Source organism: Phycobacter sedimenti (assembly GCF_038148855.1).
Lineage (GTDB): Bacteria > Pseudomonadota > Alphaproteobacteria > Rhodobacterales > Rhodobacteraceae > Phycobacter > Phycobacter sedimenti.
Genome location: NZ_JBBVGR010000002.1, coordinates 98,913 through 115,974 on the forward strand (window position 1 = coordinate 98,913; position 17,062 = coordinate 115,974).

16 protein-coding genes are annotated in these 17,062 nt (G+C 63.2%); 9 read left to right on the forward strand and 7 right to left on the reverse strand.

Going from position 1 to position 17,062, the window contains the following annotated elements; all coding sequences use genetic code 11:
• Nucleotides 1-95: 95 nt before the first annotated feature.
• From glpX to AADA15_RS03520, 3 genes are all read right to left on the reverse strand, one after another.
• Nucleotides 96-1,079 carry a class II fructose-bisphosphatase gene (gene glpX, locus AADA15_RS03510; protein WP_341640164.1) on the reverse strand — a complete coding sequence of 328 codons (984 nt, stop codon included), beginning with the start codon at nt 1,077-1,079 and terminating at the stop codon, nt 96-98.
• Between the two features lie 129 nt (nt 1,080-1,208).
• Nucleotides 1,209-2,495, reverse strand: coding sequence for a homoserine dehydrogenase (locus AADA15_RS03515; RefSeq protein ID WP_341640165.1), 1,287 nt, complete (start codon nt 2,493-2,495; stop codon nt 1,209-1,211).
• A gap of 125 nt (nt 2,496-2,620) precedes the next feature.
• A complete protein-coding gene (locus AADA15_RS03520; protein WP_341640166.1) occupies nt 2,621-2,884 on the reverse strand; it encodes a hypothetical protein in 264 nt (87 codons plus the stop codon).
• 119 nt (nt 2,885-3,003) lie between these two features.
• Here AADA15_RS03520 and AADA15_RS03525 point away from each other — a divergent pair, with 119 nt between their 5' ends.
• Nucleotides 3,004-3,591, forward strand: coding sequence for a TetR/AcrR family transcriptional regulator (locus AADA15_RS03525; protein WP_341640167.1), 588 nt, complete (start codon nt 3,004-3,006; stop codon nt 3,589-3,591).
• A gap of 49 nt (nt 3,592-3,640) precedes the next feature.
• Here AADA15_RS03525 and AADA15_RS03530 read toward each other — a convergent pair whose 3' ends face one another.
• Nucleotides 3,641-4,552, reverse strand: a complete 912-nt coding sequence (locus tag AADA15_RS03530) for a pirin family protein (protein WP_341640168.1) — start codon at nt 4,550-4,552, stop codon at nt 3,641-3,643.
• A 246-nt stretch (nt 4,553-4,798) separates the two neighbouring features.
• On the opposite strand from AADA15_RS03530, the gene AADA15_RS03535 reads away from it, so the two are divergent.
• Both AADA15_RS03535 and AADA15_RS03540 read left to right on the forward strand, forming a co-directional pair.
• Nucleotides 4,799-5,755 carry an NAD(P)-dependent oxidoreductase gene (locus AADA15_RS03535; RefSeq protein ID WP_341640569.1) on the forward strand — a complete coding sequence of 319 codons (957 nt, stop codon included), beginning with the start codon at nt 4,799-4,801 and terminating at the stop codon, nt 5,753-5,755.
• 81 nt (nt 5,756-5,836) lie between these two features.
• Entirely contained in the window at nt 5,837-6,328 is a 492-nt protein-coding gene (locus AADA15_RS03540; protein ID WP_341640169.1) for a hypothetical protein, read from the forward strand.
• Nucleotides 6,329-6,372: 44 nt separating this feature from the next.
• Here the strand turns inward: AADA15_RS03540 and AADA15_RS03545 are convergent, their stop codons facing one another.
• The 3 genes from AADA15_RS03545 to AADA15_RS03555 are packed head-to-tail and all read right to left on the reverse strand — an operon-like array spanning nt 6,373 to nt 9,188.
• Nucleotides 6,373-6,981, reverse strand: coding sequence for a TadE/TadG family type IV pilus assembly protein (locus tag AADA15_RS03545; RefSeq protein WP_341640170.1), 609 nt, complete (start codon nt 6,979-6,981; stop codon nt 6,373-6,375).
• Nucleotides 6,982-6,984: 3 nt separating this feature from the next.
• Complete coding sequence (locus AADA15_RS03550) at nt 6,985-7,521, reverse strand: TadE/TadG family type IV pilus assembly protein (RefSeq protein WP_341640171.1); 537 nt, start codon at nt 7,519-7,521, stop codon at nt 6,985-6,987.
• Nucleotides 7,518-9,188: a pilus assembly protein TadG-related protein gene (locus AADA15_RS03555; protein ID WP_341640172.1), complete on the reverse strand. Its 1,671-nt coding sequence runs from the start codon at nt 9,186-9,188 to the stop codon at nt 7,518-7,520. The genes AADA15_RS03550 and AADA15_RS03555 overlap by 4 nt, the downstream gene beginning before the upstream one ends.
• 341 nt (nt 9,189-9,529) lie before the next feature.
• Here AADA15_RS03555 and AADA15_RS03560 point away from each other — a divergent pair, with 341 nt between their 5' ends.
• From AADA15_RS03560 to AADA15_RS03585, 6 genes are all read left to right on the forward strand, one after another.
• On the forward strand, nt 9,530-10,960 hold the full coding sequence (locus tag AADA15_RS03560) for a Glu/Leu/Phe/Val family dehydrogenase (RefSeq protein ID WP_341640173.1): 1,431 nt from the start codon (nt 9,530-9,532) through the stop codon (nt 10,958-10,960).
• A gap of 3 nt (nt 10,961-10,963) precedes the next feature.
• The gene (locus tag AADA15_RS03565; RefSeq protein WP_341640174.1) at nt 10,964-11,773 is read left to right on the forward strand and encodes a hypothetical protein; all 810 of its coding nucleotides are present in this window, start codon (nt 10,964-10,966) and stop codon (nt 11,771-11,773) included.
• Nucleotides 11,774-11,995: 222 nt separating this feature from the next.
• Nucleotides 11,996-13,249 carry a sarcosine oxidase subunit beta family protein gene (locus AADA15_RS03570; protein ID WP_341640175.1) on the forward strand — a complete coding sequence of 418 codons (1,254 nt, stop codon included), beginning with the start codon at nt 11,996-11,998 and terminating at the stop codon, nt 13,247-13,249.
• Between the two features lie 57 nt (nt 13,250-13,306).
• The gene (locus AADA15_RS03575) at nt 13,307-13,576 is read left to right on the forward strand and encodes a sarcosine oxidase subunit delta (protein ID WP_341640176.1); all 270 of its coding nucleotides are present in this window, start codon (nt 13,307-13,309) and stop codon (nt 13,574-13,576) included.
• A complete protein-coding gene (locus AADA15_RS03580; RefSeq protein WP_341640177.1) occupies nt 13,573-16,518 on the forward strand; it encodes a sarcosine oxidase subunit alpha family protein in 2,946 nt (981 codons plus the stop codon). Before AADA15_RS03575 ends, AADA15_RS03580 begins: the two co-directional genes overlap by 4 nt.
• Nucleotides 16,511-17,056 carry a sarcosine oxidase subunit gamma gene (locus tag AADA15_RS03585; protein ID WP_341640178.1) on the forward strand — a complete coding sequence of 182 codons (546 nt, stop codon included), beginning with the start codon at nt 16,511-16,513 and terminating at the stop codon, nt 17,054-17,056. Before AADA15_RS03580 ends, AADA15_RS03585 begins: the two co-directional genes overlap by 8 nt.
• The last annotated feature ends 6 nt before the right edge of the window (nt 17,057-17,062 follow it).

A 17,062-nucleotide genomic window follows, 5' to 3' on the forward strand; every position in this document is an offset into this window, starting at 1 on the left:
AAGAGGGCCGGATCCTGCGTGGACCCGGCCCGGAACGTTGCCTGCACGCGTTGAATGGCCGCAATGGCGGCAATCCGCGTCAGGTGGTATTTGGCTCAGGCCTTGCTCTCGACCGGGGTGCGGTAGGACATGCGGCGCACCGATCCGGTTTTCGAGCGCATCAGCAGCGTAGTGGTTTCCAGCCAGCCCGGCTCGCGCTTGATGCGCGGCAGGAGCGAGCCACCAGTGACGCCGGTCGCGGCAAAGATCACGTCCTGGGTGACCATCTCGTCGCGGCTGTAGACGCGGTCCAGATCGGTGATTCCCGCCTTTGCGGCGCGGGCCTTTTCGTCATCGTTGCGGAACAGGAGGCGGCCGAAGATCTGACCGCCCATGCATTTCAGCGCCGCTGCGGCCAGAACGCCTTCGGGGGCGCCACCCTGGCCCATGTACATGTCGATGCCGGTCACTTCGCTTTCGGCGCAATGCATGACACCGGCCACGTCGCCATCGGTGATGAGGCGGATCGAGGCGCCGGTCTCACGGACCTCGGCGATCATCGCCTCATGGCGCGGGCGCTCAAGGATGCAGACGGTGATGTCCGACGGTGCGCAGCCCTTGGCCTTGGCCAGCGCCTCGACCCGTTCACGCGGGGACATGTCGAGCGACACGACGCCTTCGGGGTAGCCCGGACCGATGGCCAGCTTGTCCATGTAGGTGTCGGGCGCATGCAGCATGGAGCCGCGCGGACCCATGGCGATCACGGTCAGCGCATTGGGCATGTCCTTGGCGGTCAGCGTGGTGCCCTCGAGCGGGTCCAGCGCGATATCGACGCCGGGGCCATTGCCGGTGCCGACCTCTTCGCCGATGTACAGCATCGGGGCTTCGTCGCGCTCGCCTTCGCCGATGACCACGACACCCTTGATGTCCAGAAGGTTCAGCTGTTCCCGCATGGCGTTCACGGCGGCCTGGTCGGCGGCCTTTTCATCGCCGCGGCCCACCAAGGAAGCCGAGGCAAGCGCCGCCTGTTCGGCGACCCGAGCGAGGCCCAGGGACAGCATGCGGTCGTGGAAAGGGGCGTCAGAGCTGGTCGAGGTCATACTCAATAATCCTATGTCAATCCGGTTCGGTTGATTGTCGATACCCCGTGCGGGGCGCTGCGGGCAAGGGATGATGCGCTGATCATCCCTGTTGCGATTTGTCCGCGTTCTGTTTCGGTCGCTCTTGCGTCAGAGCTCTTCGATGCGCAGGGCGACGGGTTCGCCGTCGACAACCTTTGTGGCCGCCAGCCCCGCAAGCGCATCGTCCAGCATGGCGCTGGTGCACTTGTGGGTCACGATCAGCACGGGCGCGGTGGGTTCGGAGTGGCCGTACTGGCGCATCCGGTCGATCGACACGCCAGCATCCCCGAGGGCCGCTGCAACCTTGGCGAGGGCACCGGGTTTGTCCTGAAGCGACAGGCGCAGATAGTAGGGCGCGGGCAGGCCCGAGATCGCCGAGGGCGCCTCCTGCAGGGTGGTGGCGGGCTGACCAAAGGTCGAAATGCGAAAGCCCCGCGCGATATCGCAGATGTCGCCGAGAACGGCGCTGGCGGTTGGCCCTTCGCCTGCGCCGGGGCCGCGCAGAACGATCTGATCCACCGCGTCGCCTTCGATCACGACCATGTTGGTGCCGCCTTCAAGCTGGCCCAGTGGAGATTCCGCAGGCACCAGGCAAGGCGCCATGCGCTGTTCCAGGCCGCGGGCGGATTTCTGGGCAACACCCAGGAGTTTGATCCGGTATCCCATGTCTGCCGCATGGCGGATGTCCTCGATGGCGATGCGCTGGATGCCTTCAAGCTGCACATTGCCGAAATCGGGCTTGGTACCAAAGGCGATCGCCGCCAGCAGCGCCAGCTTGTGACCGGCATCGATGCCACCCACATCCAGATTTGGATCCGCTTCCAAGTAACCGAGGCGCCCGCATTCCTCGAACAGCGCGTTGTAGCCGCGCCCGGAGGCTTCCATCTGGGTCAGGATGTAGTTGCAGGTGCCGTTCATCACGCCCATGACGCGGGTGATCTCGTTGCCGGCAAGGCCTTCGGTCAGGGATTTGATCACCGGAATGCCACCCGCAACGGCGGCTTCAAAGCGGATCACGCGGCCTGCCGCCTCGGCCTGCTCGGCCAGGGCCTGGCCGTGGATGGCCAGAAGCGCCTTGTTCGCGGTGACCACATCCTTGCCAGACGCCAGTGCGGCCTCGGTTGCCTCCTTGGCCGCGCCTTCATGGCCGCCCATCAGCTCGACGAAAACATCCACATCGTCGCGTTTGGCGAGCGCAACCGGATCGGTTTCCCATGCGTAGGAGGAGAGGGATACGCCGCGGTCCTTTTCGGCATCGCGTGCCGACACGGCAGTGATCACGATCGGACGTCCGGTGCGCGCCTCAAGCAGCGCGGCCTGGCGGCGAATGATTCTCACCACGCCCACGCCGACGGTGCCCAAACCTGCAATTCCAAGGCGAAGCGGCTCTGTCATGGCGGGAGGTCCTTTGTCTCAACTCGTTTGCCCCGCCTTAGCCGGTTCGGGCCAGCGGTGCAACGCTGCGGGCGAGGGCAGGGGCGAGAAAGGAGCGTGTGAGCCGCGCTGATGGCGAAATCCGGTCAGTTTGTTGCGCGCCGCAGCGCTTCGGCGCGCGCTTTCAGCCGGGCGCTGCGTGCATCAAGCTGCTCTTCCAGCTCCCGGCTTTGATCCTGGGGGGCTGGCAGTGGGGCCAGACCTTGGTCCAGTGGCAGAAGGTCCGGGTAGTCGGCATCACGCAGATCCGCAGTCAGCCGACCCTCGATTTCCGGCACGCGGGTGCAGGCCCCGCAAGCGGCGGCCAGCACGATGAGCAGGGCGGAAGTGGTAAAGCGGCGGTGGGTCATCGGAAGGGGTCCCGGCTCGTCATCTGTCGGCGCACGGTGCGCTGTCCCTTGATGCACAATTGCGGCTTTCCGCACAAGCAGGGCTTTTTTCTGAACGGATGTTCAGTTAGCTTGCAGACATGGCACGTACGCAAGGCTCTCATTCCGATATCACTGGCCCGCGCATCCGCGAGGCGGCGCTCAGGCTGTTTGCACAGCACGGGTTCGCCGCGGTCTCCATGCGCCAGATCGCCTCCGACGTGGGCGTGCAGGCAGGGGCGCTTTACAACTACACCTCTGACAAGCAGAGCCTGCTGTTCAGTCTCATGCAGGGTCACATGAGCGATCTGATCGCGGCCTGGCAGAGCGAGCCGACGACGGACAGTGGGGTGAGCGAGCTGGAGCGTTTTGTCCGCTTTCACATCCGTTATCACATGGAACGCCCCGACGCGGTCTTTATTGCCTACATGGAGCTGCGGAACCTCTCGGACGAGAATTTTGCCACCATCGAATCCATGCGCGGCAGCTATGAGAACGCGCTTGAAACCGTGCTGAAGCAGGGGGTGGCGGAAGGCGTGTTTCAGATCCCGGACACCAAGATCGCGACCCTGGCGGTGATTGCCATGCTGAACGGCGTGATGACCTGGTATCGCGCGGGCGGGCGCCTGTCGCTGGAAGAGGTCGAGACGATCTACTGGGATATGGTGCGCAAGGCGGTTGCGGCCTGAAACGGGACCTGCCCCCGCAGGGACGGGGACAGGGCGGCGTCCGGCTCGGTCAATGTGCCGGTTTGATGAAGGTGCCGTTGTTCAGGTCGCGGAAGGCCTGGCGCAGTTCTTCCTGAGTGTTCATCACGATGGGGCCGTGCCAGGCTACCGGCTCTTCGATCGGGGCGCCTGAAATCAGCAGGAAGCGCACCCCGTTAGGGCCGGCCTGAACGGTGATCTCATCGCCGGTTCCAAAACGCACCAGTGTGCGGTCGCCCGACATGTCGCGGATGTGCAGCTCTTCGCCTGCGACTTCTTTCTCAAGCAGAACTCCCTGCGGGCGGGACGCGTCCACAAAGGCGCCTTGCCCTTCGAAGATATAGGCGAATGCGCGCCGGTAGGTGTCGATCTTGAAGGTCTTGCGCACACCGGCGGGCACATAGACATCCAGATACTGCGGATCGGCGGCGATGCCGTCTACCGGGCCTCTCTTGCCCCAGAACTCACCCACGATCACCTTCACGCGGGTGCCATCATCGTCGATAACCTCAGGGATCTCCTTGCCCTGAACGTCCTGATAACGCGGCGCGGTCATCTTCTGGCTGGAGGGCAGGTTGCCCCACAGCTGGAAGCCGTGCATCTGGCCATTGATGTTTCCCTTGGGCATTTCCTGGTGGAGGATGCCCGACCCGGCGGTCATCCACTGCACATCCCCGGCGCCCAAGGTGCCGGTATTGCCAAGCGAGTCGCCATGCTCGACCGTGCCGGACAGCACATAGGTGATCGTCTCGATCCCCCGGTGCGGATGCCAGGGAAAGCCCCGCAGGTAGTCCTGGGGGTATTCGTTGCGAAAATCGTCGAACAGCAGGAACGGGTCCAGCTCGCTCGGATCCTGAAAGCCAAAGGCGCGGTGCAGCTTCACGCCTGCGCCCTCCATCGTTGGCATGGCGCTGCGGGTTTCGAGTATCGGTCTGATGGACATGGGGCTGTCTCCTCGCCTGGTCGCTGAAAGACAAGATAGGCGGGAAAGCTGCGCCCGGAAATCCACGCGATGTGACACCTCCTGTGCAAAAACGCGCAGCTTTGCGCAATGGCCCGGACCAGGGAGCGGTTTTCGGTCGCGAACGGCCCGCCCGTGTCGCTTTCCGGGATGTCTGGCATCGCGATCCCCCGCAAGCTGGATCGCAAAGGACATCAGGAGAGAAAGGGCGCCACAATGGAAGCAGGGCTGAAAACCGGATTTATCGGGCTGGGCAACGTTGGCGGAAAGCTTGCCGGAAGTCTGTTGCGCAACGGGGTGGATCTGAGAGTACATGACCTCGACGCGGAACGGGTGGCGGATTTCGTATCGCGCGGGGCCGCTGCGGGTGGATCGCCCGCTCAGATGATGCAGACCTGCGATGTGGTGATCACCTGCCTGCCATCGCCTGCGGCCTGCGATGCGGTGATGCAGGACATGTTGCCCCATGTGACGGACGGCAAGATCTGGATCGAGATGTCCACCACGGACGAGGCCGAGGTGCGCCGCCTTGCTGCCGGGGTCGAGGCGCGCGGCGGGCTGGCCATGGAATGCCCGGTTTCGGGCGGATGCCACCGGGCGGACACCGGCAATATCTCGATCTTCGCGGGCGGGCCGCGCGCGGGCTTCGAGCGGGTCTTGCCGCTGTTGACGATCCTCGGGCGGCGGGTGCTGCACACCGGTGAGATCGGCACGGCCAGCACGCTCAAGGTGATGACCAACTATCTGGCCACGGCGAACCTGCTGACCCTGTGCGAGGCGCTGACGGTGATGAAGGCGGCGGGGCTTGACCTGGCAACCACCTATGAGGCGATCCGCATCAGTTCGGGCACCTCCTTTGTGCATGAGACAGAAAGCCAGTTGATCCTGTCGGGCAACCGCGACGTGAATTTCACCATGGACCTTGTGCTAAAGGATATCGGATTGTTCCAGGCGATTGCCGATCGCAACCATGTGCCGCTTGAGCTGTCGCCCGAGGTGATCCGCATCATGGAGGATGGCCAGGCGCGCTATGGCGCGCGGGCGCAGTCCGATCAGATCATCGAACGGTTGGAAGAGGCCGCAGGCGTCAGCGTGCTTGCTGATGGTTTCCCGACCGAGCTGGTCGACGATGAACCCGAGGAGCGCGGTTACGAGGTGGTCATCCGCAGGGCCGCCGCCGAGTAGGGGCCCTGGTCCACGCCGGGGCTGTTCGTCCGCGTCAAATCAGGCTATGCCGCGCCGCAGGACGCGACAGGAGGCAGGCGCATGACAGATGAGGTAGTGGCAACGATAGAAGCATCGGCGCCCCGGCGGATCATGGGGGTTGGCATGCTGGCCGCCGTTGGCGTGATCCTTTTGTACGTTGCCTTTTCCACGCCGCCCTCTGCGGCCTGGCTGGTGTTCCTGCTGGCGGTGGGCCTTGGCGCGCTCTGGCTGGCCGTGCGCATGTGGCAGGCGACGGCGCACCGGATCGAGCTGACAGAAGAGGTCCTGCGGTGCTCTGACGGCACCGAGATCGCGCGCGTGGCCGATATCGAGATCATCGATCGCGGCTTTTTCGCCTTCAAGCCCTCGAACGGCTTTCTGATGCGCAGGAAAACGCCCGGACCCCGTGCCTGGTTTCCCGGGCTGTGGTGGCGTATCGGGCGGCGTATCGGTGTGGGCGGGGTGACACCCGGTGCCCACAGCAAGGCAATGTCTGAAATCCTGGCCGCGATGATCGCCAAACGCGATCTGAAAATCGATCTGGACCAGTGATCTGACCGAAGGTGTGAACCTCTCCGTCTCGCGCGGCAGCCGGATCAGTTCGTGACGGCGACGTCTTCCGTGCCATCGTCATGGCTGCCGCCTGCGCTGACATCGCCCTCAAAACGGACAAGCGGTGCGAAACGCGGGCGTGTGAACACGAAATTGTTGATGTCGAGATCCGGTAGCCCGACCCGGAAGGCAGGTGTCATCTGGTTGCGGGTTTCCACCAGGATCACCCGCTCCTGATCGGGCATGGTGGGCAGATCGTCCTCGACATTTGCGATCGTTGCGTCTGTCCATTGCACCATGGCCCCGCCGCGTACCGCTGACCAATCCACGTAGTACTTCTGGTCTCCCTCATCCCAGCGGATGACTGAGATCCTCAGGCTGATGCTGGAGTCGGACCGGATCAGCAGTTTGGTCATCTCATACATGCTGTCGATGTAGTCGTTGTTGAGCGCCGTTGTTTCCCGCGAGATCAGGTCAGACACCGTGTAGGCAGCCTTGAGATTGACGCTTTCCTGCCGAAAGGCGTCAAAGAAGGTGTAGAAAGCCGCAAACAGTCCCAGCAGCACCGGAGTGTAGATCGCGAATTCTACAGATACGGATCCCGAGTTGGATTGGCGGAACCGCTTCGCGAGAGAAATGAGAGCTTGCAACATGGCTTACCTTGGCTCCTGCACAAAGGCCGATGCGGCGAAAAGGCTGACACGCCCGTCGGCATCCTTGCCCATGCTGCCGCCAAGACCCCAGTCCGAGAAGATGGGCTTGAACTTCATGCAGGCGCGGATCAGCATCAGCTGGTTCGACTGGCCGCTGGTGAAGGTGCGGACGGGCTGCACTTCTTCGACGCGGTTGACGCAATCGGGTTCTGCGCTGACACCGGTCCAGTTGAACGGGTCAAGGCGTACCATTTCCAGCCGCAGGGAGGTCGCGCAGTTGTCGATAAAGCCGGAGCGGGAGCAGACCTCATCCCGGATCTGGTCGTGCTGTGCCACGGCCCCGGTGGACAGCCGGATCCCGCGCACGGTCTGATCCAGCGCCCGTTCAAGCTGCGACTGGCGGATGTTCACCAGCCCCAGTTCCACGGTCGACATCAGGATCATCAGAAAGGCAGGGATGATGATCGCGAATTCCAAAGTCGCGTTGCCGTCTTCGCGTTGCCGGAAGAGGCGGAGGGCAGAGATGGTGCGGCGTATCATTGCGTCAGCCTCAGCTGGCGGATGGAGGTCGCGATCGAGGCAAAGGCATCCGAGATCTCAAGCCCGTTCACATCGAAATAGTGGGCATCCGAGCTGGCGCAGTCCTGCAGCACCGCCACGCCGTCACTGGGGGCTTCGAAACCGATCGTGAAGACGATAATGCCCTGATCCTTGGCTGCCTGGCAGATGGCCCGCGTACGGGTGTTCTTGGTCGCGTTGCCATAGGAGGAGTACACGTTGTTGTACCACAGGCTCCGCGCCGTGGTGCTTCCCATCCATTCGCGGAACATGTTGTAAACCGATTTGACTGACTTGTAGGCGTAGAGATCGGGCATGGTCAGCTCGCTGAGGGTCGCGGGGGAACCGCCTTCCGTTGCGGTACGGGTGCAGCTGCCGTAGTACCACTGATAGCAGTAGGTGGTGCCGGGACGTTCGCCATAGGGGTGATCCATCCAGATCCTGCGATTGTGCCAGAAGTACCTGTCGTTGTTGGCGTCATAGGTCGAATAGACCTCTGACGTCGTGTCGTACCAAACACCCGTGGTGCCGCTGCGATAGTTCGGGTTCATGAAATACTGGGACGTGTTCTGACCGTCTGTCATCAGCACGATGACCTTCACCGTTTCATGGTCTGTATACTCGGCAGGGCGGTTGCCGAATTCGGCCGGAACGATGGCATCAGCCCCGGAGCTGAGCGCGCTGATCACCGGGCGTGCGCTCGGGTCCAGCAGGGCTGTGCCCCATTTCATGCCGATGTCGATAGAGGTGTTGCCCCAGGCGTACAGTCTGTCAATGAAGGTCTTGAGCGCCGTTGCATCCTTTTCGAACAGCAGGACTTCACGTTCTTCATCGGGTTCGCAAACCGAGTATTCTAGCGGGTTGCCACTGCTGCGCGTGTCGTGGGTGTACCACGGGTCCATCAGCATCGATCCCTCCAGCGCTTCAGTCGTCGACACCCCTGCGGTGTTGAAGTGCTGGCTTTTGAAATTGACGCAGTTGGCGTAGGTCTGCGGGCGGTCAACGTTGTACTGCCCGATCAGTTCCTCGGGGAGCGACACCTGCGTTGCATAGGGAATGATCGAGATCGACATCTTCCCGTCGGTGGTATTCGCCACCATCGTGTCGACAAAATCCTTGGCGGCGACTTTCAGGTTGGTCAGGCGGCTGTTCGAGTTCATTGAACCCGATACATCCAGCACCAGCGAGATTTCGACGCTGTCGATGCTCTCCTCGGCGCGGGAGTTGGCATAGATCGGCAGGTCGCCGCCGCCAGAAAACTCCAGCATGTGAGAGTCGAAGGTGGCGTTGATCGTGCTTTCGACCTTTCTGTAGCCAAGGCCCTGCTCGACAATGGGGGTTTCGTAATATTCCTGAAGACCTGCTTTGCTCAGGTAATCCATCACGACTGCCGTCGGAGCCAGGGGCTGATCAAGATCCGCCGCCGCCAGGACCGCACGGTCCAGGGTATACTGAAGGATGGTGCGATCCCGCTCCATCCGCATCAGGTCGATGCCGATCCCGCCGACGGCGAGCATCGCCAGGAAAAAGAAAACCGTAGGGGCCGCCATGGCACCGCTGTCGTCCTGCGCAAAGGCCCGCAGCCTGGCGGCTTGCGCTGCCAGTAGGGACTTTTTTGGACCTTCTTCGATCTTGCGATGCGCACGCATGCAACACACCCCCATGCCCCGTGCTTTACAAAAAAGGACGGACGACGCCCTTTCGCGACTGATCTTCATGAATGCTTGGGGAAGATGGCGGAATTGGGGCGTGGGCGGGGCGAAACCTTAACGATTGTTGCAGGGTTGCCGATCAATGTGCCCTGTCGTTCACGGATTGTTGACGTAAGTGAGGAAATGGCAGTGCAAAGGGATACCGAATCACAATCCGAATTCGCAAATGATGATTCTTTAGAAGGGAATGGTCAAAATGGTCGCATGTCTTAAACTTCCATGCATAGAGTTGCCGTAAATGTCTATTTTGAGTCGCCCAAAAGCACGGAGAAACGCCAATGAGCAGCCAGAACGAACCCAGTTTTCGCGAGAGTGTCGATTTGATGTTCAACCGCGCGGTATCCATCATGGATCTGCCGCCCGGGCTGGAGGAAAAGATCCGGGTCTGCAACGCGACCTACACGGTGCGCTTTGGTGTGCGCCTGCGTGGCAAGATCCAGACCTTCACTGGCTATCGCTCGGTCCATTCCGAACATATGGAGCCGGTCAAGGGCGGCATTCGCTACGCCATGGGCGTGAACCAGGACGAGGTGGAGGCGCTGGCGGCGCTGATGACCTACAAATGCGCCCTGGTGGAGGCGCCCTTTGGGGGCTCGAAAGGCGGGCTTTGCATCGATCCGCGGGAGTATGAAGAACACGAACTGGAACTGATCACCCGCCGCTTTGCCTATGAACTGGCCAAGCGCGACCTGATCCACCCCAGCCAGAACGTCCCCGCGCCGGACATGGGCACGGGCGAGCGCGAAATGGCCTGGATCGCCGACCAATATGCGCGGATGAACACCACCGATATCAACGCCCGTGCCTGCGTCACCGGCAAGCCGCTCAATGCCGGCGGCATCGCGGGCCGGGTCGAGGCGACGGGGCGCGGCGTACAATATGCCTTGCGCGAATTCTTCCGTCACCCCGAGGACATTGCCAAGGCGGGGCTGACAGGGAAACTCGATGGCAAGCGGGTGATCGTGCAGGGCCTGGGCAACGTGGGTTATCACGCCGCAAAGTTCCTGAGCGAGGAAGACGGCGCCCTGATCACCGGCATCATCGAACGTGACGGCGCGCTGCACCGCGAAGAGGGGCTGGATGTGGAGGCCGTGCGCAACTGGATCGTCAAGCACGGCGGGATTACCGGTTATCCGGACGCCACCCATACCGTAGATGGCGCCACCTTGCTGGAACAGGATTGCGATATCCTGATCCCGGCGGCGCTGGAAGGTGTGATCAACATGTCCAACGCCGCGCGCATCAAGGCGCCGCTGATCATCGAGGCGGCCAATGGCCCGGTCACGGCGGGCGCGGACGAGATCCTGCGCGACAAGGGCACGGTGATCATCCCAGACATGTATGCCAACGCGGGCGGTGTGACGGTGTCCTACTTCGAATGGGTCAAGAACCTCAGCCATATCCGCTTTGGCCGCATGCAGCGCCGCCAGGAAGAGTCGCGCCACCAGCTGGTGGTGGACGAGCTGGAGAAACTTTCCGAAAGCCTCGGCAAGACCTGGACGCTGGATCCCCGCTTCAAGGAGAAATACCTGCGCGGCGCCGATGAGCTGGAGCTGGTGCGCTCGGGGCTCGATGACACCATGCGCATCGCCTACCAGTCCATGCGCGAGGTCTGGCATGGCCGCGATGACGTGATGGACCTGCGCACGGCGGCCTATCTGGTCTCGATCGGCAAGGTTGCCGCCAGCTACCGCGCCAAGGGGCTCTAGTCCTTGCTCAGATTGCTGAACGTTGTCGTTCTCGTTGCGGCGGGCCTTTTGCCCGCCGTTTCCTTTGCAGATGAGCTTCCTGCCGGTCTGAAGGCCATCAATGGGTTTGGAAACACCATTTACCAGATGGGCGAACGCACCGGCGGATCCCCTGCCGAGTGGGATCGGGCCGAGGCCGACCTGCTGGCGCAGCTTCAGTCCCTTCGGGCGCAGGGGCAGCTTCAGCCGACGCAGCTGGATGGCAAGGGTCGTACCCTTTTGATTCATGCCGCCATGAATGGCTATGCCTTTGTCGTTTCCTATCTGCTGACCCTTGATGAGGTGCAGGAGACACTGGATGTCGCCGATAAGCAGGGACTCACCGCCTTTGCCCACAGCCAGCTTGCCCTGCGCCAGACCTTGCTGGCCTGTTTTCCGGACGTTGAGCAGATGAACCCCTTCGTTGCGGTGCCGTTCATGGTCAAACAGCCCTATTATCAGGATCGCGCGCCTTACCCCCGGATCGCGCAGATGCTGGCCGGGGCTGGCGCTGCCACCGGGGTAGAGGCTGCACGGGCCATGTTTCTGGATCGCTGCGAAACCGCTGATCCCGCGTTGCGCGCGGAAGTTGCCACCGCGGGCGATCTTCAGGCCGTCCTGTTCGGGGAGACACGCAAAGCCAAAATCCGCGCCTGTGAACGCGAGGCTCAGGATGCGATTGAGCTTGTGGAGAGCCTGGCGCCCGAAGGCAAACCGCTCGACGAGAAGTGGCAGGGATTACTGACGCATTTGCAGCAGGCGCTTTCTGATTGCAGCGCCTCGGACATCAACTGACATTCTGTCTCGCCCTGTTACTCAACTCGCGTCACAACAGGTCGCATTTTGCACTGGACATGCCTGCTCAGATTGCGTGCAGTGCCTCGGGGAATGCCTGCGGCTCTGTCGAATTTCCTGCAAAAAGGGGTGGGACAGCCCCGGCAAAGCCGCTAGCACTAGGGCAAGATCTGCGGCAGGCCGTGCTGCCTGCAGGCGCGACGGAGAGGTGGAGGTCACGATATGCGGTTTTCCGGCTGGCGGGTGCTGAAGGAAGGGCTGACCGGCAACAAGGGCTGGCGTCCGCATTGGCGCGATCCGGACCCGAAACGCGAATACGACGTGATCATCATCGGGGGCGGCGGGCACGGGCTGGCCACGGCATACTATCTGGCCGCCGAACACGGAATCACCAATGTCGCGGTACTGGAACGCGGCTATATCGGTGGCGGTAATGTCGGGCGCAACACCACCATCGTGCGCGCCAACTACTACCTGCCGGGCAATTCGGAATTCTATTCCCACTCCCTGCGCCTGTGGGAGAGCCTCGAGCAGGAGCTGAACTACAACGCGATGATGTCCCAGCGCGGCATGATCAACCTGTTTCACAACGACGCCCAGCGCGATGCTATCGTGCGGCGGGGCAATTCCGTCATCAACCAGGGCGACGATGCCGAGCTGCTGGACCGCGAAGGCGTGCGCCGCATGGCGCCCTATCTCAATTTCGACAATAACCGCTTTCCGATCATGGGCGGCCTTTTGCAGCGCCGCGCGGGCACCGCGCGCCATGATGCAGTGGCCTGGGGGTTTGCCCGCGGCGCCGACAGGCGCGGCGTGGACCTGATCCAGAACTGCGAGGTGACCGGCATCGATGTCGAGAATGGCCGCGTCACTGGCGTGCAGACCGTGCGTGGCCCGATCCGGGCCAAGAAGGTGGCGCTGGCGGCGGCCGGGCGCTCGGGGCAGGTGGCGGCTATGGCGGGGCTGACCCTGCCGATCGAAAGCCATGTGCTGCAGGCCTTCGTCTCGGAAGGGATCAAGCCGCTGGTCGATCACGTGATCACCTTTGCCGAGGGGCACCTTTATATCAGCCAGTCCGACAAGGGTGGGCTGGTCTTTGGCAGTTACCTTGATTTCTACAGCTCTTACGCCGCGCGGGGGAACCTGCCCATGGTCGAGCACACGATGGAGACCTGCATGGCCATGGTCCCCGCCGTGGGCAAGGCGCGGCTTTTGCGCAGCTGGGGCGGGATCATGGACATGACGCCCGATGGATCGCCCATCATCGACCATTCCCCCATCGACGGGCTCTATCTCAATTGCGGCTGGTGCTATGGCGGCTTCAAGGCAACGCCGGGGTCGGGCAATGTCTATGCCCATTTGATCGCAACCGACCGCCCGCATGGCGCGGCGACCCGGTTCAAGCTGGACCGCTTCCGCAGCGGCATCGGCCTCATGGACGAGGAGGGGACCGGTGCCCAGCACAACCTGCACTAAGCGCGCGAGATCAGCCAAGACACATCCTACGAACGACAACGCAGGGGAGCGGCAGACATGAGGATCACCTGTCCCATATGCGGTGAAAGGGACCGCCGCGAGTTCACCTATCGCGGCGCGGCCCTTCCTCGCCCCGCCGAGGATGCGGATCTCGATGCCTGGCACGCATATGTGAACCTGCGCGAAAATCCGGCGGGGCCGCTGGATGAGCTGTGGCATCACGAAATGGGCTGTGGTGCCTGGCTCAAGGTGCGGCGCAATACGGCGACGCATGAGATCCATGAGGTCTCGCTCGCCTCGGCCGCAGGTCTTGGAGGTGCGGCATGAGACTGCCCGGCAAAGGACTGATCGAAGGCGCAAAACCCGTTACCTTCTCTTTCAATGGCCAGCACATGATGGGCCTTGAGGGGGACACGCTGGCCTCGGCCCTGCTGGCAAATGATGTGCATCTGGTGGGACGCTCGTTCAAATACCACCGCCCGCGCGGCATCCTGACCGCAGGCAGCGAAGAGCCGAACGCGCTGGTGACCATCGGCGCAGGCGCCCATCAGGACCCGAACATCCGCGCCACCACGCAGGAGCTGTACGAGGGTCTGAGCGCGCGCAGCCAGAACTGCTGGCCCTCGGTGGAACACGACGTGATGGCGGTCAACGATCTGGCCGCGCCCTTCCTCGGCGCGGGCTTCTACTACAAGACCTTCATGTGGCCTGCGGCCTTCTGGGAAAAACTGTATGAGCCGATGATCCGCCGCGCGGCGGGGCTGGGCGCCCTCAGCGGCGCGGCTGACACGGACACCTATGAGAAGGCCTATGCCTTCTGCGACCTCTTGGTGATCGGATCGGGACCTGCCGGTCTGATGGCAGCGCTTACGGCTGCGCGCGCGGGCGCGGACGTGATCCTGGCCGAAGAAGACAGCCGCATGGGCGGCCGCCTTCTGGCCGAGGTCGAAGAGGTGGACGGCATGCCAGCCCACCTGTGGGTGGCCGAGGTCCTGAAGGAGCTCTCTGCCATGGAGAACGTGCGCCTGATGGTGCGGACCGCCGTCACCGGCGCCTATGATCAGGGCACCTATGGCGCGCTGGAGCGTGTCGCCCATCACAAGCCGCGCCGCCACTCCCTTAAGGAAAGCCACCTGCCACGCGAATGTTTCTGGCGCATCGCGGCGAAACGTGCGGTTCTGGCGGCAGGCGCCATCGAACGCCCCGTGGCCTTTCGCAACAACGACCGCCCCGGCATCATGACCGCCAGCGCCCTGCGCGCCTATCTGAACCGCTGGGGCGTGGCGCCAGGTGAACGGGTCACGGGCTTTGCCAATAACAACGACGCCCATCGCACCGCCCGCGATCTGGCGAACGCGGGCGTCCATGTGGCCGCCCTGATCGACAGCCGCCACGATGCGCCTGACAGCGAGTTGTTCCCGGTGATCAAGGGCGCGCAGGTCTGCGACGCGGGCGGGCGCAAGCGGCTGGAAAGCATCACCGTGCGCTCCGTCGCGGGCGAGGAGAAGATCCAGACCGACTGCCTTGCCATGTCGGGCGGCTGGAACCCCTCGGTGCATCTGACCTGCCATCTGAACGCTCGGCCCACCTGGCGGCGCGACATCGCCGCCTTTGTGCCGAAGGTCGGCAGCGTGCCGGGCATGGTCACGGCGGGGGCCTGCAATGGGGAATTCTCCACCGCAGGTGCCCTGCGCGAAGGGGCAAGGGCAGCGGCAGAGGTGCTGGAGGCGCTGGGCCTCAAGGGGGCTGCCACCGATCTGCCAGAGGCCGAGGATGACCCGTACCGGATCTCGCCGCTCTGGGCGGTGCCGGGCAAGGGGCGCGCCTGGCTCGATTTCCAGAACGACGTGACCGTGAAGGACGTCAATCAGGCTGCCGGTGAGAACTTCCGCTCGGTCGAGCATATGAAGCGCTACACCACCCAAGGCATGGCGACGGATCAGGGCAAGAACTCCAATGTCGCCGCGCTGGCGGTTCTGGCCGATGCCACCGGGCGCAGCATTCCCGAAACCGGCACCACCACCTTCCGCCCGCCCTTCGTGCCCGTCAGTATCGGCGCGATGGGGGCCGGGGCTGCAGATCAGGGGTTCAAGCCGCAGCGTCTCCTGACCTCGCACAAGGCGAGCGAGGAGCGCGGCGCCCATCAGCTGGAGGTCGGTCTCTGGTATCGCGCGGCCTATTTCCCGAAAACCGGCGAAACCAACTGGCGCCAGTCCTGCGACCGCGAGGTGAATCTCGTGCGCAATCACGTCGGGGTCTGCGATGTCTCGACCCTGGGCAAGATCGACATCCAGGGGCCGGACGCGGGCAAGCTCTTGGATTATGTCTACACGAACACCTTCTCGACCCTGAAGGTGGCGCGCGCGCGCTATGGTCTGATGCTGCGCGAGGATGGCTTTGTCATGGACGATGGCACCACCGCGCGGCTGGGCGAGCAGCACTATGTGATGACCACCACCACCGCAGCCGCAGGGCAGGTGATGGCGCATCTGGAGTACGTGACACAGGTTCTGCGCCCCGATTGGGACGTGCGCGTCGCCTCGGTCACCGAACAATGGGCGCAATTCGCCGTGGCCGGCCCCAAGGCACGGGCGCTTTTGAACGGTCTCCTGGATGATGAGATCGACAGCGAAACCTGGCCCTTCATGGCCTGTGGCGATGTTTCGGTCATGGGCACCTCCGGGCGTTTGTTCCGCATCTCCTTCAGCGGTGAGGAAGCCTATGAGCTGGCGATTCCGGCCCGCTATGGCGATGCTCTGTTCCGCGAGCTGGTGTCCCGCGCCGAAGGTCTGGGCGGCGGCGCCTACGGGATGGAGGCGCTCAACGTGCTGCGGATCGAGAAGGGCTTCATCACCCATGCCGAGATCAACGGCACGGTGACCGCCGGTGATCTGGGGATGCAGGGCATGATGTCGACGAAGAAGGACTTCATCGGCAAGCCCATGTCCCGCCGCGAAGGGCTGACGGCCGAGGACCGCATGCAACTGGTGGGCCTCAAACCCGTCGGCGCGGTGAAACAGCTGACCGCAGGGGCGCATCTGTTCAACCCCGAAGAGCCGGTCGAGCGGATCTTTGATCAGGGCTATGTGACCTCGGCCTGTTTCTCGCCAACCCTTGGCCATTCCATCGCGCTGGCCTTCCTCAGCGGCGGACGGGGCCGGATCGGCGATCAGATCCGACTGGTCGATCACATGCGTGGCATCGACGCCCTGTGCGAGGTGGTCGAACCGCAATTCTACGACCCGGAAGGAGGGCGCGCCCGTGGCTGACCTCATTGCAAAAAGCCCCTGTGACGGGTTGCTCCCGATCTCTGTCGGTGGATTGAGCCTTGTTGAAGAGGATCCGGGTCATCTCACCACGCTTGCCCCCTTCAAAGGTCAGGACAAGGCGCTGAGCGCGGCCTTGGAGGCGGCCCACGGCATGAAGCTGCCCGCGCCGGGGCGCAGCACCGGCAAGGCGGGCGCCCGCGCGATCTGGTTCGGGCGGGACATGGTGTTGCTTGCCGGGCCGGCGCCCGATCCATCGCTGGCCGAATATGCGGCGTTGACGGACCAGAGCGATGCCTGGGCGGTGGTGCGCCTTGACGGGAAGGGGGCAGAGGACGTTCTGGCCCGTCTCTGTCCCATCGATCTGCGCAGCAAGAGCTTCAAACGGGGCCATACCGCGCGCACCGAGTTGCGCCACATGATGGCCTCGGTGACACGTACCGGGGCAAACAGCTTTCAGATCATGGTGTTCCGCTCGCTTGCGCAGACCCTGGTGCATGATCTGAAAACAGCCATGGAAGCTGTCGCCGCGCGGGGGTAGTCTCTC